21 protein-coding genes are annotated in these 19,336 nt (G+C 62.6%); 15 read left to right on the top strand and 6 right to left on the bottom strand.

All coding sequences use genetic code 11. From position 1 onward, the window contains the following. Window positions 1–18 precede the first annotated feature (18 nt). The 10 genes from ACOQPC_RS12715 (at window position 19) to ACOQPC_RS12760 (ending at window position 8,960) form a co-directional block, all read left to right on the top strand. On the top strand, window positions 19–744 hold the full coding sequence (locus ACOQPC_RS12715; protein ID WP_420606092.1) for a winged helix-turn-helix transcriptional regulator: 726 nt from the start codon (window positions 19–21) through the stop codon (window positions 742–744). A 64-nt stretch (window positions 745–808) separates the two neighbouring features. Beyond that, the gene (gene cobS / locus ACOQPC_RS12720) at window positions 809–1,798 is read left to right on the top strand and encodes a cobaltochelatase subunit CobS (RefSeq protein ID WP_420606093.1); all 990 of its coding nucleotides are present in this window, start codon (window positions 809–811) and stop codon (window positions 1,796–1,798) included. Window positions 1,799–1,833: 35 nt separating this feature from the next. Next, window positions 1,834–2,679 carry a hypothetical protein gene (locus ACOQPC_RS12725; protein ID WP_420606094.1) on the top strand — a complete coding sequence of 282 codons (846 nt, stop codon included), beginning with the start codon at window positions 1,834–1,836 and terminating at the stop codon, window positions 2,677–2,679. A gap of 6 nt (window positions 2,680–2,685) precedes the next feature. Continuing rightward, a complete protein-coding gene (gene cobT, locus ACOQPC_RS12730) occupies window positions 2,686–4,503 on the top strand; it encodes a cobaltochelatase subunit CobT (protein ID WP_420606095.1) in 1,818 nt (605 codons plus the stop codon). A gap of 182 nt (window positions 4,504–4,685) precedes the next feature. Then, window positions 4,686–4,958 (top strand): AbrB/MazE/SpoVT family DNA-binding domain-containing protein, encoded by a 273-nt coding sequence (locus tag ACOQPC_RS12735; protein ID WP_420606096.1) that lies wholly within the window; start codon window positions 4,686–4,688, stop codon window positions 4,956–4,958. Next, window positions 4,955–5,290, top strand: coding sequence for a type II toxin-antitoxin system PemK/MazF family toxin (locus ACOQPC_RS12740; RefSeq protein ID WP_420606097.1), 336 nt, complete (start codon window positions 4,955–4,957; stop codon window positions 5,288–5,290). The genes ACOQPC_RS12735 and ACOQPC_RS12740 overlap by 4 nt, the downstream gene beginning before the upstream one ends. A 4-nt stretch (window positions 5,291–5,294) precedes the next feature. Beyond that, window positions 5,295–5,969 (top strand): nitroreductase family protein, encoded by a 675-nt coding sequence (locus tag ACOQPC_RS12745; protein ID WP_420606098.1) that lies wholly within the window; start codon window positions 5,295–5,297, stop codon window positions 5,967–5,969. 56 nt (window positions 5,970–6,025) lie between these two features. Next, the gene (gene cysS, locus ACOQPC_RS12750) at window positions 6,026–7,468 is read left to right on the top strand and encodes a cysteine--tRNA ligase (protein ID WP_420606099.1); all 1,443 of its coding nucleotides are present in this window, start codon (window positions 6,026–6,028) and stop codon (window positions 7,466–7,468) included. Between the two features lie 165 nt (window positions 7,469–7,633). Further along, window positions 7,634–8,578: a D-2-hydroxyacid dehydrogenase gene (locus ACOQPC_RS12755; RefSeq protein WP_420606100.1), complete on the top strand. Its 945-nt coding sequence runs from the start codon at window positions 7,634–7,636 to the stop codon at window positions 8,576–8,578. A 25-nt stretch (window positions 8,579–8,603) separates the two neighbouring features. Continuing rightward, entirely contained in the window at window positions 8,604–8,960 is a 357-nt protein-coding gene (locus ACOQPC_RS12760; RefSeq protein WP_420606101.1) for a thiamine pyrophosphate-binding protein, read from the top strand. A gap of 156 nt (window positions 8,961–9,116) precedes the next feature. On the opposite strand, the gene ACOQPC_RS12765 is transcribed toward ACOQPC_RS12760, so the two are convergent. Then, on the bottom strand, window positions 9,117–12,104 hold the full coding sequence (locus ACOQPC_RS12765; protein WP_420606102.1) for an L-glutamate gamma-semialdehyde dehydrogenase: 2,988 nt from the start codon (window positions 12,102–12,104) through the stop codon (window positions 9,117–9,119). A 455-nt stretch (window positions 12,105–12,559) separates the two neighbouring features. On the opposite strand from ACOQPC_RS12765, the gene ACOQPC_RS12770 reads away from it, so the two are divergent. Then, a complete protein-coding gene (locus tag ACOQPC_RS12770; protein ID WP_420606103.1) occupies window positions 12,560–13,612 on the top strand; it encodes an esterase-like activity of phytase family protein in 1,053 nt (350 codons plus the stop codon). Between the two features lie 401 nt (window positions 13,613–14,013). Here the strand turns inward: ACOQPC_RS12770 and rpmB are convergent, their stop codons facing one another. Both rpmB and ACOQPC_RS12780 read right to left on the bottom strand, forming a co-directional pair. Next, on the bottom strand, window positions 14,014–14,301 hold the full coding sequence (gene rpmB, locus ACOQPC_RS12775; protein ID WP_420606104.1) for a 50S ribosomal protein L28: 288 nt from the start codon (window positions 14,299–14,301) through the stop codon (window positions 14,014–14,016). Between the two features lie 76 nt (window positions 14,302–14,377). Further along, window positions 14,378–15,061, bottom strand: coding sequence for a CDP-alcohol phosphatidyltransferase family protein (locus ACOQPC_RS12780; protein WP_420606105.1), 684 nt, complete (start codon window positions 15,059–15,061; stop codon window positions 14,378–14,380). Between the two features lie 173 nt (window positions 15,062–15,234). Between ACOQPC_RS12780 and ACOQPC_RS12785 the strand changes: the two genes are divergently transcribed. From ACOQPC_RS12785 to ACOQPC_RS12795, 3 genes are read left to right on the top strand one after another with little or no spacing between them, the layout of a single operon-like run. Further along, window positions 15,235–15,408, top strand: a complete 174-nt coding sequence (locus ACOQPC_RS12785; RefSeq protein ID WP_420606106.1) for a YqaE/Pmp3 family membrane protein — start codon at window positions 15,235–15,237, stop codon at window positions 15,406–15,408. Window positions 15,409–15,468: 60 nt separating this feature from the next. Beyond that, a complete protein-coding gene (gene tadA / locus ACOQPC_RS12790) occupies window positions 15,469–15,897 on the top strand; it encodes a tRNA adenosine(34) deaminase TadA (RefSeq protein ID WP_420606107.1) in 429 nt (142 codons plus the stop codon). After that, the gene (locus ACOQPC_RS12795) at window positions 15,894–16,298 is read left to right on the top strand and encodes a hypothetical protein (protein ID WP_420606108.1); all 405 of its coding nucleotides are present in this window, start codon (window positions 15,894–15,896) and stop codon (window positions 16,296–16,298) included. The genes tadA and ACOQPC_RS12795 overlap by 4 nt, the downstream gene beginning before the upstream one ends. Here ACOQPC_RS12795 and ACOQPC_RS12800 read toward each other — a convergent pair. Further along, window positions 16,255–17,052, bottom strand: a complete 798-nt coding sequence (locus ACOQPC_RS12800; RefSeq protein ID WP_420606109.1) for a LytR/AlgR family response regulator transcription factor — start codon at window positions 17,050–17,052, stop codon at window positions 16,255–16,257. The two genes, ACOQPC_RS12795 and ACOQPC_RS12800, sit on opposite strands and share 44 nt — an antisense overlap. Beyond that, a complete protein-coding gene (locus ACOQPC_RS12805) occupies window positions 17,049–18,212 on the bottom strand; it encodes a sensor histidine kinase (RefSeq protein WP_420606110.1) in 1,164 nt (387 codons plus the stop codon). Before ACOQPC_RS12805 ends, ACOQPC_RS12800 begins: the two co-directional genes overlap by 4 nt. 219 nt (window positions 18,213–18,431) lie before the next feature. Between ACOQPC_RS12805 and ACOQPC_RS12810 the strand changes: the two genes are divergently transcribed. Further along, a complete protein-coding gene (locus ACOQPC_RS12810; RefSeq protein WP_420606111.1) occupies window positions 18,432–18,692 on the top strand; it encodes a hypothetical protein in 261 nt (86 codons plus the stop codon). A gap of 39 nt (window positions 18,693–18,731) precedes the next feature. Here ACOQPC_RS12810 and ACOQPC_RS12815 read toward each other — a convergent pair whose 3' ends face one another. Further along, entirely contained in the window at window positions 18,732–19,241 is a 510-nt protein-coding gene (locus tag ACOQPC_RS12815) for a winged helix-turn-helix transcriptional regulator (protein ID WP_420606112.1), read from the bottom strand. Window positions 19,242–19,336: the final 95 nt, after the last annotated feature.

Raw genomic sequence — 19,336 nt, forward strand, 5'->3', positions numbered from 1 at the left:
AAGTTATAAATTACAACCATGAAGACAGATAAGATAACCAGTATTGCGCCCGCTACCCCCAAGCGGCGCTATGATGAGGCCTGCGCGGCCACCCATGCGATGGACATATTGGGCGAACGCTGGGCGGTGCCGGTGATGCGCGAACTGATGCTGGGGCCACGGCGGTTTTCGGATCTGAAATCGAGCATCAACGGGATCAGCGCCAATGTGCTGACGCAGCGGCTGGGCTCGCTGGAGGCGGCTGGCGTGACGCGGCGCAAGACGCTTCTCCCGCCCGCCTCGGTGCAGGTCTATGAACTGACGGAATGGGGCTATGAGGCCGCACCGATTCTACAAGTGATGGGCCGCTGGGCGGTACGATCACCAATGCACGACCCCACCCGCCCGTTCAGCGCGACCTCGCTGATGCTGTCCTTGCGCACCATGATCGACCAGGAGGCCGCCGCCACGCTCGACGGCACCATATTGCTGCGGCTCGATGACGAGGATTATTACTGGACGAAAGCGGATGGTGCGATCGACATCGGCCGCGGCGCCCCACCCAAGTCCCCGCGCGTCACCATCAGCGGCGCGCCCTCGATCCTCGCCGGCTGGTTCTATGGGGGCGGCGAAGACGCGATGCTCTCCGCCGCCGACGAGCTGACCGTGGAGGGCGATCTGAACTTCGCGATGCGCTTCGCCGACTGCTTCGGCATGCCGGACAAGGCCCCGTTGCCGGACGCGAAGGACACCGCTGCGCGCTGATGCGTTGCAACCGGTAATTCTAGCCTATACCTCCGCTGCAGACTCTCCCCCCTCAGGACGCCCTATGACCGACATCCCCAATACCCAGCCCGACAGCCGCGCCGACACGGTGATGGATGCGCCCGACAAGATGGTCGACGCGCAGGAACTGTTCGGCATTCCCTTCGCCATGCAGGTGCCCGCGTTCAGCGAGGCGGACGAGCGCGTGCCGGACCTCGACCCCAGCTATGTGTTCGATCCGGATACGACGGCGGCAATCCTGGCGGGCTTCGCCTATAATCGCCGCGTGATGGTGCAGGGCTATCACGGCACGGGCAAATCGACGCATATCGAGCAGGTCGCCGCGCGGCTCAACTGGCCGTGCATCCGGATCAATCTGGACGCGCATATCAGCCGGATCGATCTGGTCGGCCGCGATGCCATCGTGCTGAGGGACGGCCAGCAGGTTACCGAATTTCGCGAGGGGCTTTTGCCGTGGGCGCTGCAGACCCCCACCGCGCTCGTGTTCGACGAATATGACGCGGGCCGCCCCGACGTGATGTTCGTGATCCAGCGCGTGCTGGAAACCGAGGGCAAGCTGACGCTGCTCGACCAGAACCGGGTGATCCGTCCCAACAAATATTTCCGTATGTTCTCGACCGCCAACACGGTCGGGCTGGGCGATACCAGCGGGCTGTATCACGGCACGCAGCAGATCAACCAGGGCCAGATGGACCGCTGGAACATCGTCGTCACGCTCAACTATCTGCCCGCCGCGACCGAGGCCAAGGTGGTGCTGAGCAAGGTGTCCGACACGCCCGAGGACACGGTGCAGAAGATGATCAAGGTCGCCGACCTCTCGCGCCAGGGCTTCGTCAACGGCGACATCTCCACCGTCATGAGCCCGCGCACGGTGATCAGCTGGGCGCAGAACACCGCCATCTTCCACGATGTCGGCTTCGCCTTCCGGCTGACCTTTTTGAACAAATGCGATGAGGCGGAGCGCCAGCTGGTCGCCGAATATTATCAGCGCGTGTTCGGAAAAGATTTGCCGGAGAGCGTGGCTGGAGGATAAGTTTCTTAGCGCTATATCGTGCCAAGGGGGAAATTATGTCTAGATCACTGAAGTTGCTTTTGCTGGCTCCGCTTCTCGTCGCTGCCACTCCTTATCAGGCTCAAATGCTCCCGACGCTGATTTTGCCTAATAACGAAATTATTTCGACGCTGGGCGTTGAGCAGGTGGTGAAGGATGATGAGACAGTATTGGAGGCACCGCTTGGATGGGTCGTAATGGCCGAAGTGGGAAATGACTTAGAACTTAGCTTCTCCGGCCTGACATCGCAGGTAAAAGCTGGCGATATGATGCATGGCACCATTTTAACCGGCGGCGATTTAGTGGGGCGGCAGTTGGGATTCTGCATGTACCCCAAGTCCGACTTGGCTAAGAGTTTAGCTTCGGCACTCACTCTCGGCATCAGTGACTTGGCGACCAAGATATCGAAGGATACGCAATTTTGCGTATACGATGTCGATCAGGATGGAAATCTGGATCATTCTTTGCTCGTCGGGGCCAAAAGTAAGGAATTGATTCAACAGATGGTCATTGCCGACACGCCTTATACAGTCGTCCCCAGGATGAAGCGCGATGAAAGCGAGCGCTTTTGGATAAGCTATCATAAAGGAGGGGCGTTTGGAGGATCGCCAAGGCTCGATCTACATCTCAAAGAAGACCGGATTAATGGCTACCTTTCTGATCTTAAAGCGCAAAGAGGTAGTGAGGTCTATCAACTGCCTCTTCGAGTAAAATTGGACCCCAAACTGGGCAGGCAGTCCGTAACGATTGCTGGCGCCAAGATTTTGGTTACGGAATTTGCCAAAGACAATAGCTGGATCAAGGCGGAAATTGAACGTAACTTCGATGAAACTCCTGTCCAGGGGACCTTTACGGTATATTAGTCGACAATGACCGACCGCAGCCGCCTCGATGACCTGAAATCCGCGCTCGCCGGGTGCGCGCGGGCGATGGCGCATGAGCCCGAGCTCGACGTCGCTTGGACCGCCGATGCGCCGTCGGCCTCGCGCGGCTCCATGAAATTACCGATGCCCGCGCGCGACCTGCCGCCCGAGCAAATCGCCGAGGCGCGCGGTTTTGCCGACCAGTTTGCGCTCAGGATGCGTCACCATGATGCCGCCGCCCACGCCGCCGCGCGCCCGCGCGAGGCCATAGCCTCCGCCGCCTTCGATGCCATCGAGCATGCCCGGATCGATGCGCTGGGATCGAAGGGCATGGATGGGGTCGGCCGCAACCTCACCGCCGCGCTCGAACAGCGGCTGAAATCGGACGCGATCGTGCGGGCAAAGGCGCGCGACGAGGTGCCGCTGTCGACCGCGCTGCAATTGCTGGTGCGCGAACGGCTGACCGGCGAGCCGAGCCCTGCGGCGGCGCAGCCGGGCCTCGATCTGGTGCGCGACTGGATCGAGGAGCGCGCCGGCTCGGATCTCGATACGCTCGGCCTCGCGCTCGACGACCAGCGCGCGTTCGCGTCGCTCGCCCAGACGATGCTGCAGCATCTCGACCTGACCGAAGGCGAGATCGACCCCGACGAGGGCGATGACGGCGGCGAGGATGACGAAGACTTGTCTGACGAAGACGATTCGCAGGACGAGGACGAGCAGCAGGGTGACAGCGGCCAGACCGAGATGCGCGCCGAATCCGACGACAGCGAGGGCGACGAGAGCGACGAGCAGACCGACGGCGAGATGACCGACGACAGCGAGATGATGGAAGGCGATATGGGCGACGAGGGCATGCAGCCCGTGCGCCCGGGCCGCCCGAACTGGGACCCATCCCCCGATCTCGGCTATGACGTCTGGACGGGCCGCTTCGACGAGATCGTCGAGGCGTCCGAGCTGGCCGACGAGGAGGAACTCACCCGCCTGCGCCAGTTCCTCGACCAGCAGCTCGCCAACCTGCAGGGCACGGTGACCAGGCTCGCCCACCGCCTCCAGCGCCGCCTGATGGCGCAGCAGAACCGCAGCTGGGATTTCGACCAGGAGGAAGGGCTGCTCGACGCCGCCCGGCTCGCCCGCGTCGTCGTCAGCCCCGGCCATTCGCTGAGCTACAAGGTCGAGCGCGAGATGGCGTTTCGCGACACGGTGGTGACGCTGCTCATCGATAACAGCGGCTCGATGCGCGGGCGGCCGATCGGCATCGCCGCGGTCAGCGCGGAGATCCTTGCGCGCACGCTGGAACGCTGCGGCGTGAAGACCGAGATCCTGGGCTTCACCACCCGCGCCTGGAAGGGCGGGCAATCGCGCGAGGACTGGCTCGCCGCCGATCGCCCCGCGCAGCCCGGCCGTCTCAACGATCTGCGCCACATCATCTACAAGCGCGCCGACGAACCCTGGCGCCGCGCCAAGCGCAATCTTGGCCTGATGATGCGCGAGGGTCTGCTCAAGGAAAATATCGACGGCGAGGCGCTGCTCTGGGCGCATGCCCGCATGATCGCGCGGCCCGAGGAACGGCGCATCCTGATGGTGATTTCCGACGGCGCGCCGGTCGACGACAGCACGCTGTCGGTCAATCACGGCGCCTATCTGGAGCAGCATTTGCGCAAGGTGATCGAATGGATCGAAACGCGCAGCCCGGTGCAGCTCGTCGCCATCGGCATCGGCCACGACGTGACGCGCTATTACCGCCGCGCGGTAACGATCATGGACGCCGAACAGCTTGGCGGCACGATGATCGAGCAACTGGCGGAGCTCTTCGACGAGGAGTGAGATCATCTTTCTGATTATTGCACGGCCCGGGAAAGCAGACCGGGCTGACGGTAATATCTCGGTTTCAAATGTTCTTCTTTGGAGATGAGTGGGTGACGCGAATTCAAACCGAGACACCACCGGGCTGACAGGGCGATTGTCATCGTGCTTACATCGTGCTTACATCGTGCTAACAATGCCTCATGCATACAACCCTGCGAAAAATGGGCAACTCCACCGGCCTGATCCTTCCGAAGGCGGTCATGCGCGCGCTCGGGGTCGAAACCGGCGCCAAGATGGCGATGCGGGTCGAGGACGGCCGCGTCATCGCCGAGCCGGTGCGCGAACGAAAGGTGCAGGACGGCTGGGAGAAGGACGCGGCGATCATAGGAGCGCTAGGGGTAACTGAAGCGGAACGCCGTTGGCTCGACTTCGACGATCCCATCGACGGCGATTGGCCGGACGATGGTGAATGACCAATGCGAAAAACGCCCAGCGCGGCGAAATCTGGTTGATCCGTCTTGACCCGGCGATCGGCCGGGAAATCCGCAAGTCACGGCCCTGCCTGATCGTTTCGCCCGATGGCATAAACCGCCACCTCGGGACGGTTATCGTAATGCCCATGACGACGGGAAGCCACCCGGCGCGATTTCGCCCTGACATCGCCTTTCATGAACGCCGCGGCCTCTTGCTCGGCGATCAAATCCGCAGCGTCTCGAAGGAATGCTTGTCGAAACGGCTTGGCTTGGCCGAACCCGAGACACGCAAGCGCGCGCTTCGCATTCTTCGCGAGATGTTCGAGGAGTGACGATATGAACGTCGCCGAAGCCGTCACCACCCGCCGCTCGATCCGGCATTTCCTCGACACGCCCGTCGATCCCGCCATTCTCCGCCGCGTACTGGAAACCGCGCGGCGCGCGCCATCGGGCGGCAATCTTCAGCCGTGGCACGGCGTGGTCCTGACCGGCGGTCCGCTCGCCGCGCTGATCGAAGCGGCGCAGGAACGGGTGCGGATGGGCGCCGAGGGGCAGGAGCCCGAATATGACGTCTATCCGCCCCAGCTCGCCGAACCCTATCGCGGCCGCCGGTTCGGCGTGGGCGAGGCGATGTACCGAGCGCTGGGCATCGCGCACGACAACAGGATGGGCCGGATGCTCCAGTTCGCCCATAATTTCCGCGCCTTCGACGCGCCCGTCCTGATGCTGGTCCATTGTCCCCGCTTCATGGGTCCGCCGCAATGGTCGGACATGGGGATGTGGCTGATGACGGTCATGCTGCTGCTGCGCGAGGAGGGCCTGGACAGCTGCCCCCAGGAAGCGTGGTCGGTCTACGGCCGCACGATCAGACGGCAGCTCGGCATCGACGACGGGCATATCCTGTTCTGCGGCCTCGCCGTCGGCTATCGCGATCCGGAGCATGCGGTGAACAATTTCGAGGTCGCGCGGGCCGAGCTGGACGAGACGGTGGAATGGCGGGGATTCGACTGAACCGTTGACGGGGCGGATGGTTGATTTCGCATTCGAACTGACCCACACACGATCCCATGCCCACCACGCCGCTCCGCCTCTACAACAGCCTGACCCGCAAGACCGAAATCTTCCGCCCCGTCCACCGGGGCCAAGCGCGGGTCTACAGCTGCGGACCGACGGTGTATAACTACCCGCATATCGGCAATATGCGCGCCTATGTGTTCGCCGACACGCTGGGCCGCGCGCTCAGCTACAAGGACTATCATCTGATCCACGTCATCAACATCACCGATGTCGGCCATCTGACCGACGATGCCGATGCCGGCGAGGATAAGCTGGAAAAAGCCGCCGCCGCCGACAAGGCCCGCACCATCTGGGACATCGCGCAGCATTATACAGAGGCCTATTGGACCGACGTCAAGGCGCTCAACATCCGCGAACCGGCGCATTGGTCGATCGCCACCGATTATGTGCCCGCGATGATCGCGTTCGCCGAGCAAATTGCTGCGCAGCATTGCTACGAGATCGACGGCGGGCTCTATTTCGACGTCTCCACCGTCCCCGATTACGGCCGCCTCGCGCGGCACAAGAGCGATGACGAGGCGGAAGGCCGCATCGATGCCGTCGAAGGAAAGCGTCACCCGGCCGATTTCGCGATCTGGCGCAAGACGCCGCCGGGCGAGACGCGGCAGATGGAATGGGACAGCCCCTGGGGCAAGGGCGCGCCGGGTTGGCATCTGGAATGCTCGGTGATGGGCGAGAAGCTGCTCGGGCTTCCTTTTGATATTCACACCGGCGGGATCGATCACCGCGAAATTCATCACCCCAACGAGATCGCCCAGAACCAGGCCTTTTGCGGTGGAGACGGAAGCGGTGCACGCATCTGGATGCACAACAACTTTTTGATCGACCGGACCGGGAAGATGTCGAAATCCGCGGGCGAATTTTTACGCCTGCCGTTGCTGGTGGAAAAAGGCGTCCATCCCCTCGCTTACCGCCTGATGTGTCTGCAGGCGCATTATCGCAGCGAGCTGGAGTTCAGCTGGGACAATCTCGCCGCCGCGCTTACTCGCCTTAAACGCCTCGTCATGGGCGCGCAGCGGCTGAAGGAGCATGAGGACGAGCGCGACATCACCCATCCGCTGATCATCCAGGCCAAAGCCGATTTCGATGCCGCGATCTCGGACGATCTCAATACGCCCAAGGCGCTGACCACGCTGGAGCAGGTGATTGCGATGAAGCGCGTGTGCGAGGGCGATCGCTACCGCCTGATCATGCAGATGGACGAGGTGCTGGGGCTCGATCTGCTGCATCTCGCGCGCACCGATCTGCGTATTCGCCCGGCGGGTTCAAGCCTGACCGAGGGAGACGTGACCGCGCGCCTTATCGAACGGCGGGAAGCGCGCGATGAAAAGGATTTCGCCCGGTCCGATGCGATCCGTGACGAGCTGACCGAGGCCGGGATCGAGCTGATGGACGGCGATCCGTTGGGCTGGGAATGGCGGCTGTCGCTGTAATTCCCCCCTTCAAGGGGGGGGGTAGGGGTGGGGGCTTCGTCAGATGCTGCGCCAGATCGATAGTCCCCACCCCCGGCCCAGTTTTGGAGGGGGAGAAGAGCCACTTACCGGAACGACGCCGCGCTTGCGCTGTTTCCCCTTCATCCCCCGGACCAAGGACATCCTATGATCAAAGCCCTGCTTCCCGCCACGGCGCGGCCGCTCATCGAGGCACGGTTGCCGGACGATCTGGACGTGAGCTGGTTTTCCAGCCGCGCGGAAGCGGTCGAGAGCGCGGGGGAGGCGGAGATCGCCTGGCTCGACATGAACGATAAAAAGGCGATGCGCGCCGCAGTCGACGCCGCCGAAAAACTGCAATGGCTGTTCACCATCTATGCCGGGCTAGATCATTTCCCGACCGAGGGATTGGCGGAGCGCGGCGTAAAGCTCACCAATGGCGTGGGCATCAATACCATCGCGGTGGCCGAATATGCCGTGCTGGGCATGCTGGCGCTGGCCAAGCGCTACGACGAGGTCGTGCGGCTGGCCGACCGGCAGGAATGGCCGCGGGACCCGCCCGGAAATCGCGAGCTTTACGGCAGCAAGGCGCTGATCCTGGGCTATGGCGCGATCGGCGAGGCGATCGGCGATCGGCTCAAGGCGTTCGGTGTGGACGTGACCGGCGTAGCGCGCACCCCGCGGCCGGATCGGGGCGTGATCGGGCAGGATGAATGGCGCGCCAAACTCGGCGAGTATGACTGGCTGGTGGTCGCCCTCCCCGCCACCGGCGAGACCGAGCAGCTGATCGGTCAGGCGGAATTCGCCGCGATGAAGACCGGCGCGCTGCTGTGCAATATCGCGCGCGGCGAGATCATCGATCAGGACGCCATGATCGCGGCGCTGAAGGGCGGGCGGCTAGGGGGCGCCTATCTGGACGTCACCGATCCCGAACCATTGCCGGACGACCACCCGTTGTGGGACGCGCCAAACACGCTGTTCAGCATGCATTTGTCGGGCCGATCGACGCAAAAGATGTTTTCCCGAGCAGGCGTGCTGTTCCTGGAAAATCTCGAACGGTACCGCGCTGGACGCGATATGAAGAATGTGGTCGATCTTGATCTGGGCTACTGAAATTCACCGATAAAGGCCGAGCATCATGACCAAGACCAGCGACCTCATCGTCCAGCGTCTCGAGGAAGAAGGCGTCGAACATGTCTTCGGCCTGCCCGGCGAGAAAAATCTCGACCTGCTGGACAGTATCGCGCGCTCGGACAGTATCGCCTTTGTGTGCTTACCCGGCACGAGCAGGGCGCGGGATGCACGGCCGCGGCTGCTGTTTGCGCAGGCGCATGGCGCGGCGGGTTATCGCGCGGAAAGCGCTGCGCATCTGAGCGAGCTGCTCAAGCAGTGCCTGGGCACGCACGGCGTCAAGATCATCGATTGCCCGGTTGATTATTCGCAGGACAACCGGATTTTGAACGAAGAGATCAAGCGGCTGAGCGCAGCGCTTTAATCCCTCTCCCCTAGGGAGAGGTAGCGAAGCTTGGCGCGCAAGCGCCTAGCGGAGCTGGATGGTGACTACGCTTATGGCAGTTCAATCACCCTCACCACTGCGACTAGCGAACAAGTTCGCAAGTCTCGTTGCCTCTCCCAAAGGGAGAGGCATTTATCAAATCCCGTCGCCCATGCTCAGCAGCGTGGCATTGCCGCCCGCGCTCGTCAAATCCGTGCTCGTCGTCCGCTCCGCACAAAAACGATACAGATAATGCGGGCCGCCCGCCTTGGGGCCGGTGCCGGATAGGCCCTCGCCGCCGAAGGGCTGCGAGCCGACCACCGCGCCGATCATCGAGCGGTTGACGTAGAGATTGCCGACCGCCGCGCGGTCTTCCACCTGATCGGCGGCGCGCAGGATTCGGCTGTGGATGCCCATGGTCAGGCCATATCCCTTGGCGTTGACACGCTCCACCGTGCTCTCGAGCTCGCCCGCCTTCCATGTCGCGACATGCACGATCGGCCCGAACCATTCGCGGTCGAGCTCGTCCATCGAATCCAGCTTGATCAGCGTCGGCGGTACGAACAGGCCCTTGTCCTTGCCCGGCACCTCGCAGGCATGGATCACGTTCCTGTGCCACGCCTCGCGGTAGGCGTTGAGCTTGTAAAAGCTCGGCTCGTCGATCACCGGGCCGACATCGGTGTCGGGCTCGGCCGGATCGCCGATCACCAGCGCGTCCATCGCACCCTTCAACATGGTGATCGTGCGATCATACACATCCTCCTGCAGCAGCAGCATCCGCATCGCCGAGCAACGCTGCCCGGCCGACTGGAAGCCCGAGATCAGCACGTCGCGCACCACCTGTTCGGTGAGCGCGGTGGAATCGACGATCATGCAATTGATGCCGCCGGTTTCCGCGATCAGCGGCACCAGCGGGCGATCATCCTCGGCCAGCAGACTGCGCGCGATGACCTTGGCCGTCGCGCTCGATCCCGTAAAGGCGATGCCGGCGATGCGCGCGTCATAGGTTAGCGCGGCGCCGGTCTCGGCCCCGCCGACCGCCAGTTGCAACGCGCCGCGCGGCACGCCCGCCTCGCGTGCCAATCGTACCGCCAGCGCGGCGATCCGGGGCGTCTGCGGCGCGGGCTTGGCGACCACCGTGTTGCCCGAAACCAGCGCGGCGGCAACCTGCCCGACGAAGATCGCCAGCGGGAAATTCCACGGCGCGATACAGGCCCACACGCCGCGCCCTTCCATGCGCAGCACATTACGCTCGCCGGTCGGTCCGGGCAGCTCGATCGGCGCGAGGTTCAGCCTAGCCTGCGCGGCGTAATAGCGGCAGAAATCGATCGCCTCGCGCACATCGCCCAGCGCGTCCGGGATAGTCTTCTTCGCCTCCTGCACGAGCACCGCCATCAGCTCCTCGCGGCGTTCCTCCATCAGATCGGCGAGCTTTTCCAGGCAGGCGACGCGCTTGTTCAGCGGCGTATCCGACCAGTCGCGAAAGCCCGCATGGCAGATGTCGATGCATTCGGAGACATCCTTTTCGCCGCGCAGTTGCACCGTCACGGGCTTGCGCAGCCGCTCGGCCAGCGCCTCCAGCAGTTTGCGGTCCTCCAGGTCCATGCCGCGGCTGTTCTTGCGCTCGGGCATGAACATATCCTCGGGCAGCGAAATACCGGGATGGCGCGTGCCGCCCACGGCCTCCACCTTGGCCACGGGATCGGCGAGCAGCTCCTCCTCATTGACGTCGGTCGAGGTGAACTGGTGCACGAAGCTGGTGTTCGCGCCGTTTTCGAGCAGTCGCCGGACCAGATAGGCCAGCAGATCGGCATGGCCGCCGACCGGCGCATAGGTGCGCACCCGGTAGCCTTCGCCCCGCGCCATGCGCTCGTACAAACCCTCGCCCATGCCGTGCAGGCGCTGGAACTCATAGGCATCTCTCGGCAGCCCGGCCTCGTCGGTCCATTGCAGCAGGGTGGCGATGGTCAGCGCATTGTGCGTAGCAAAGGCGGGGACGATATTCTTCGACTGCAGCATCTGCCGCGCGCAGGCGAGATAGCTGACATCGGTCGCGATCTTGCGGGTGAACAGCGGGAAATCGGACAGCCCCATTTCCTGCGTATGCTTGATCTCGGTGTCCCAATAGGCCCCTTTGACGAGCCGCGTGTTGATCCGGTTGCCACTTTCCTCGCCCAGCGCATCGGCCCATTTGACGACCGCGAGACCGCGCTTGGAATAGGCCTGGATCGCCATGCCTAAGCCGTCCCAGCCCTCCATCGAGGGGTGGCGCGCGACATCGCGGATGATGTCGAGGCTGATCATCAACCGTTCGGATTCCTCGGCATCGACGGTCAGCGCCACGCCGGACTCGCGGCAGCGCAGTGCCAGATCGAGCACCATTTCGGAGATGATCGGGATGCAGATGCCGGCATGGGCGGGATCGTAACGCGGATGCAGCGCGGACAGTTTTACGGATATGCTGTGGCCGCTGCCCGCCCGGCCCGCGACATCGGCCGCGCCCCGATAGGATTCGAAATAGCGATAGGCGTCGTCCATCGTGCGCGCCGCCTCGCCCAGCATGTCGAAGCTGGCGACGAACCCGCGATTTTCGCGCTTGTTCATGCGCGTGATGGCTTCTTCGACGGTGCGGCCCATGACGAACACCTCGCCCATCAACTTCATCGCCTGTTGCACCGCGCGGCGCACGAACGGCTCGCCGCTGCGCGCGACCAGGCGGCGCAGCACATTGGCGCGCGGGGACGCGCCGACCACGGCCTTGCCCAGCACCAGCCCCCAGGTGGCGCTGTTGACCATCTTGTTGGCGGACGCGCCGGTATGCGCGCCCCAGTCCGCGCCGCCCATCTTGTCCGAGATCAGCCGGTCCGAGGTATAGGCATCGGGCACGCGCAGAAACGCCTCGGCGAGCGAGAGCAAGGCGGTGCCCTCTTCGGTGCCCAGCCGATATTCCTGCAAAAACTGGTTGATCCAGCCCTTGGACTGCCCGGCGCGCAGATCCTCCAGCAGGACATGCGCGCGCTCGAGGATCGCCGCGCGTTCTTCGGGCCCGACCTTGGCCTGCGCGACGAGGGGGGCCAGCACCTCCGGCTCGGCCTTGCGGTGAAGGTCGCGCAATTCGCCGCGCAGGTCGTCGCTGGTGATCATGGAAATTCCAACTGTCGAGGGCATGTGGGGACAGGGGGCAAAACATGCACCCCCGAGCGGCCCCATTCGCATAAATGCGGGGGGCGATGCAAGGAAAGCGGGAGGGGGGCGCACTGTGATAGCCCTAATATAAAACCGTTATCCCGGACTTGATCCGGGATGACGTAGCTTTTTAATGATTGGTAATGGCCGAGCCATCCCACCAAAAAAATTGGGGGCCGGCGTCTCGACGTGCCGACCCCCACCCCCGGTTACGCAACGCGAGGGTTTCCGTGCCGCCCTCCCCCCGAACGCGGGGAACGGACGAAATGGATTTGCAGCCGGACATACGCGCCTTCAAAAAACCGGAAGGCCTTTGCCCCGCTGACCAGCTTGTTATGGACGGACGGCGTTGAGTGGGCGCTGAATGCGTCTTTTATCTCATGTTCAGCTAAAAGGGTCTGAATATTAACAGATTGACATTTAAGCGCCGCTGGACTCTGCTCGTGATCGCGCTCCTGATCGGGCTCAGCGCGCTTTCGCTCGGCGGGCAGCGGCAACACCGGCCCAACAAAGATCAGGCGATCTCGGCGCGGCCGATCCTGCTCGATCCCAAGCACCCCGCCCGCACCCAGCTTGGCCAGCTGCGCTTTCTGGGTGCCTGGGTGCTCAGCAGCGAGAACGACCGGTTCGGCGGCATCTCCAGCTTGGTCGCACTGCCGGACGATCATTTCATCGGCCTGGGCGACGGCGCGACGCTGATCGGCTTCGGGCTGACGCGCCGCGGCGGCATCGTCGATCCGTTCATCCGGCCGCTGCCCTGGCGCGGAAAAGAAGAACCGGACTATGAAGAGCGCGATTCGGAATCGCTGGTGCGCGATCCCGCCACCGGCAAATATTGGGTGAGTTTCGAGAACCATGCATCGCTGCGCCGCTATTCGGCCGATTTTTCCCGCGAGGAACGGGTCGTGCGGCCGCAGGAAATGAAAGGCTGGCCCGCCAATGGCGGCGGCGAGGCGCTGGCACGGCTGGCCGATGGGCGGTTCGTGGTGCTGAGCGAGGATGCCGAGGCCCCGGATACCGCAGACCGAGGTGGCGGCTATCGGGCGCTGATCTATCCCGGCGAGCCGCGCGCCGATGCGAAACCGGTCCGCTTCGCCTATGCTCCGCCCAAGGGCTTCAAGGCGACCGACGCCAAGCTGCTGCCGGACGGGCGCCTGCTGATATTGCACCGCCGCCTCGCCTTCCCCAGCGGGCTATCGGCGTCGATCGGCATCGCCGACCCCGCCGACATCCGCCCCGGCAAGACCCTGCGATCGACCGAACTCGCCCGCCTCGAAGCGCCGCTCGCGGTCGACAATATGGAGGGTTTGGCGGTGACGCAGGAGGCCGGACGCACCATCGCCTGGATCGTCTCCGACGACAATTTCAATGCGCTCCAGCGCACGATATTGATGAAGTTCGCGCTGCCGGATGAGGGGGTGCACGGAGTGCAGAAGGGGCCAGGGTTCGAGAGTTTGGGGGAATAGCGCAGTGGCATCCCGATGACAGTTGTTGGTGGAAAGCAAGATAGGAGCTTTTTCGATAGTAAAATGTGGCAACCTTCATAATTGCTATTTTGTTTCAGGCCAAATACTTGCAACCCCTTCAGGAAACATCGCAAACGCATGCTCGTCATTGGCCATTATATCTGCTATAACTTCTGTCGCCCCGGGATCTTCTTCCGCACTGCATTGCATCTTAATACGTACAAATTGCAATTTTGGCACTGTTGTAAAATTGTTAGAGCTCACAATCTGCGGAGTATTGCAGTTCTTGAATGTTCACCACTTTGTTGCGCACTTCCTGTGCGCCGCGCATAAATGCGAAAACCCCGGCGCCCTGCATCACAGGCATCGGGGGTCTTGGTGGAAAGCCGGACCGCGTCCGTTCAGGCGGCGGCGAGCTTCTTGCCGATTTCCTTCTTCACCTTGCGCGCGTTGTCGCTCAGCTTGGTGTCGGAGGTTTTCATGAGCCAGTTGTCGAGCCCGCCATTATGCTCGACCGAGCGCAGGCCGGCGGTCGAGACGCGCAGCTTGATGCCCCGGTCCAGCGCGTCGGACAGCAGCGTCACGTCCTGCAGATTGGGCAGAAACACCCGCTTGGTCCGGTTGTTGGCGTGGCTCACATTGTTGCCGACCATGCGGCCCTTGCCCGTCAGTTCGCAGATGCGCGACATCGTTCGTTCCCGATTATCATTCATAAGGTGGAAAGCGGTGGCGTCTAGCGGGGCCGGACGCGTTCGTCAACGCCCGTCAGCGCTGCTCGGCACGCGATGCCAGACGCCGTGCAACGGTGGCGGTCTGCACGAGAAACAGGATGATGAGGATCAGCCCGACCGTTCCCACAAATATATCGAAGCCGGAAATCGCACCGAACCAGCCCGGACCGGTGCCCAAGCCGTACATCGCTATCGTCAGGCCGATCAGCACGAAACGCAGTTCGGTCGGCCCGGCGGCGAGATAAGACAATTTCATCTCGCCCATGACATGTACGGAGAGATAGGCATGGATCGACAGCAGCAGATAGCCGGTCATCGCGACCAGCGCGACATCGAGCCGGACGTAAGGGCTGAACCCGATCCCGGCGAGGATCAGAAGCGTGGTGATCCCGTCGCAGCTGTGATCGATGAAATAGCCGAAAGACGGCCGCTCGATCTTGCGCCAGCGCGCGATACTGCCGTCGAGCGAATCGCCGAACCATTGGATGGAGTAGCCGGCGATCGCCAGCCACAGCCAATTCGCGCCGAAACCGCTGGCGGCGTAACCGGCAAAGATCATCAGCGCGCCGACGATGCCGAAGCTGGTGAGCCGGTCGGGCGTGACCCACAGCGGCAAGCGCGGGCAGATCCAGTTCAGGAGGCGCCGCTCGCCGCGGGCGAGGACGTTCTGCTGGATACGATCGATCGATCCAGCGCGGGCTTCGGTGGTGTTGGCCATGCCCCTTTATCGAAGCGTGGCGGGCATTGGGCAACAGCCGATCACAAAACTGCCATCTTATTTGCGTCGTTTCGCAACGTTTATCCTTCGCATTGTCGCAACCGTCACAGGATTGGTGCGTTTTTCCCGGCGACCCGGCGTGCTCATGCGCCACCCAAAGACGAAAGATACACATGCCCATCCTGCAGATCATTCTCGCCGTCATCCTGCCCCCGCTGGCGGTGTTCCTGAAGCGCGGCGTGGGCCCCGAACTCCTGATTTCCATCGTGCTTTGCATCGTCTTTTGGGTTCCCGGTATTCTCTACGCCTTGTACATCGTGCTGAGCGATAGAGGCACCGCCCTCTAGCGATCAGGCACTTCATGGGCTAATCCAGCCCCGATGCCCTTCAATCAAGTCCGCCGTCATATGGATGAAGCGCTCGGCTTGGCCCGTGCGGCGGCCGAGGCGGGGGAAGTCCCGGTGGGCGCGGTGGTGGTTTGCGGTGGCCAGATCGTCGGACGCGGCGCCAACGGCCCGATCGCCGGTCACGACCCGACCGCCCATGCCGAAATCGTTGCAATCCGCGAAGCGGCCGCAATGCTCTGCAATAACCGGCTGACCGACTGCGATCTCTATGTCACGCTGGAACCCTGCGCAATGTGCGCGGGGGCGATCGCCCATGCCCGTATCCGCCGTCTCTATTATGCCGCCCCCGATCCGAAAGGCGGCGCCGTGGCGCACGGCCCCCGGCTGTTCGAGCAGCCCACGGTGCATCATCGGCCCGAAGTCTATGCCGGGATCAGCGAAGATGAGGCAGCACAAATGTTGCGCACATTCTTTTCGGGGAAGCGATGAGCCTGCGCCGCCTGCTGCTGGGCGTCTATGCCATCTGCTTTGCTATCGGCACGTTCACCCATGCGCAGCATATCTGGCACTATGGGTTTCTGCCCTATCGCTTCGCCCCGTTACCGACGAACATCTTCTGGACCGCATTGACGCTGATCGACCCGCTGGTCATTCTCTTATTTCTGCTTCGGCGAAGACGATCGGCGCTGTCGCTGGCGCTGGCCATCATGGTCAGCGATGTAGCGGTGAACAGCTACGCGGTCTTCGGGAGCGGCTATGGCGAGTTCGCGCCTGCGCTGGCATTGCAGTCGGCATTTCTCGGCTTCGTGCTGGGGTCGATCGGCTTTCTATGGGCCGACCCTCCGCTCAGTGTACGAACCGCGCCACCACCTCGCGGTAGCTGCGGCTGACCTTTACCTGCGCGCCGGAGCCGAGCACCAGGAAGCATTCGCCATTGGTGTGCGGCTTGACCTGGCGGACCTGGTTCAGGTTGACGATGGTCGAGCGGTGGACGCGCTGAAACACGCGCGGATCGAGGCGTTTTTCCAGATCCTTCATCGTCTCGCGCAGGATCAGCGAATTGTCCGCGGTGTAGATGCACATATAGTCGCCCGCCGCATCGATCCGCTCGATCGTGTCGACGTCGACGCGGAAGATCTGGCCGCGGTCCTTGACGTTGATCAGCTGCTCGAAGCGCCCGGCCTGCATCTCCTCGTCATTGGCGATATTCTCGGCCGCCTCGGGCGCGACTTCGTTGATCACCTCGCGCAATCGCTCGACCTCTTCGGACTGCTTGCGGTGGCCCATGCGCTCGCGGATGCGGACCATCGTGTCGGCGAGCCGGTCTTCCTCGACCGGCTTCATCAAATAGTCGATCGCCTGCGCCTCGAACGCGCGCACGGCATGGTCCGAATAGGCGGTGACGAAGACGAACATCGGCGGATCGATGTCCATCACGCCCTGCACCACGGAAAATCCGTCGAAGCCGGGCATCTGGATATCGAGAAATACCAGATCGGGTTTCAACGTCTTGATCTTGCGGATCGCCTCGCGCCCGTTGTTGCAGGTGGCGACGATCTCGACATCATCGAGCTTGCCCAGCCTGAGCTCCAGGCCCTGGATCGCCAGTTTCTCGTCGTCGACGACGATGGTGCGGATGGTCATGCGTTTATCATTCCTTGGCTCTCAGGCGTGCCCCCTGAAGCAATTCCCCCGTCATTGTCCCTGGCCTCGTCCCCCGGCGCGACGCGCACTTCATAGGGTATCTCGACGATGACCTCAAATCCGCCGCCCGGCGGGGAGGATATCTCGAAACGATGGTGCTTGCCATAGGCCTGCGTCAAGCGCTCGCGGGTGTTGGCCATCCCCACGCCGGTCGAGGAGATCGCCCTGCTCGGCTTGACCGTGCCCATCCCGGGGCCGGTGTCGGCCACGGAAATACGAACGCGGTCTCCGATGCGCTGCGCGCGAATGCGGATATCGGCGCCTTCCTCCTTCGGCGTCACGGCATATTTGATCGCATTTTCGACCAGGGGTTGCAGCAGCAAGGACGGGATCAGCACGTCGCAGGCGGCATCGTCGATATTGAAATCGGGCCGCAACCGGTCCTCGAAGCGCATCTTTTCGATATCCAGATAGAGTTTCAGCGTTTCGACCTCCTTTTCCAGCGTGACCCGAGCCGAGGCTTCGTTGACCAGCGTGAAGCGCAGAAAGGAGGAGAGGCGTGAAAGCATGGCGTTGGCCGGTTCGGTCTGCTTCAACAGCACTAATGTGGAAATGGAATTCAGCGTGTTGAACAGGAAATGCGGGTTGAGCTGGTAGCGCAGCATGGTGAGCTGAGCGCTGGTCGCCTGCGCCTCGAGCCGGAACAGCTGGTCCGCCTGCTCTTCGCCCCTCACGAAATAATTGATCGCGAAATAGAGCGCCGACCAAGCCGACAACACGATGCCGTCGAGGAACAATATGCCCAGGAACAAGGTGGCGAACAGGTTCGACGTACCCGGCGTGATCGTCTGCAGCACCCAGGCGTCGATAAACGCGTAGACCGCGGTGGCGAGGATCAGGCTGCTGAGCATCGTCCCCCACAGCACCGCGGTCGAACGCTCGAACACGGTGCGGTAGATAACCGAGAGGATCAGCGAGATCGAATAGCCGGCGATGGTGGAGACCAGCAACGTTACGAGGAAGCTGAGTGGCTGCCCGTTGGCCAGGCCCGAGGTGCCGCGCAGGATCAGCACCCCCGCCCAGCCGGCGCTGTGCAGGTTCCAGAAGGCCCGGTTCTTGTTGGAAAAGAACGGTTCGAAAGGAAGATCGACGATGGCCATCTCGCTGCTCCATAACGGCATCCGGCGGCCCGCCCAAATAATTTAGCATTTTCAGCCCGCCCGAGACTATAGCGGCACCGGGGAGAGGAAGCCCATGCCCTTGCCGTTTGATTGCAGCTCGTGGGTCAATGCATCGACGACCAACCGGTGAGTCTGCTGCTGACCCTGATCGCCCAGGCTTCGCCTGTTCCACCGACTTACCCGCCAACCTGGACAGATATGGCGCGCTTCGACCTGCAAGATGTTCCGGACGTCTCGCTGGACAACAGGCCCAAGGACGAGGCGGACGTAATCGTGGTACGCGCCGATGTCGATCGCTACCGCCTCAAGGACAAGCTCGATCCGCGGTTCGAAGAAGACGATAAGGCAGAATTCGGGTTGACCGGCGATGTGCGCGGCGCGGTCGAGACCGAAGCGGTAGCGATCGCACCGGGCGTGGTCAGCAATCGGCTGATGTTCCGGCTGAAACTGCCATTCTAGCGACGCGACGCAAGGTCACGCCCCGCCGAATCGTAACGCTCAGATCGCGGCGAGCTTCTTGACCGCCTGGCCCTCGCAATCGCGGCGGCGTTCGCGCAGTTCGCTTTCGTCGATCCAGCACAAAGCGGTGTGGTCGATCTCGCGGTCGTCATGCGCACGAATGCTGATCGGCTGGATCGGCCGCCGATCGCGCTCGTCGCATAGCACGGGATTGGACGGCACGCCGGTTTCCCACCGCTCGCCCCATTGCCGAAGCGCGATCATCGCAGGTAGCAGATCGAGGCCTTTTTCGGTCAGTTGATAGATTACCTTGCGCCGATCGTCCGGACAGGGCGTGCGCTTCAATATCCCGACCTCGACCAGCTTGGCCAGCCGCCCGGACAGGATGTTGCGCGCAATCCCGAGCGCGCTCAGAAATTCCTCGAAATGATGCACGCCGTTGAACGCGGCGCGAAGGATCATGAACGACCAGCGTTCGCCCATGGCCTCCAGCGCGGCGGGTAGACCGCATTCGGCGATATCGCGAAGGGGTTCGCGCAATTTGCCCATGATCGCTCCGTTACTTGAAATCGTAATAGACGGCGGGATGGCGATGAATGCAAATAAAATTCCAGAATGAGTTGCAACTTGCTACTTAAAAAGGT

The organism is Novosphingopyxis sp., assembly GCF_965218915.1.
In the GTDB taxonomy this organism is placed as follows: Bacteria; Pseudomonadota; Alphaproteobacteria; order Sphingomonadales; family Sphingomonadaceae; genus Novosphingopyxis.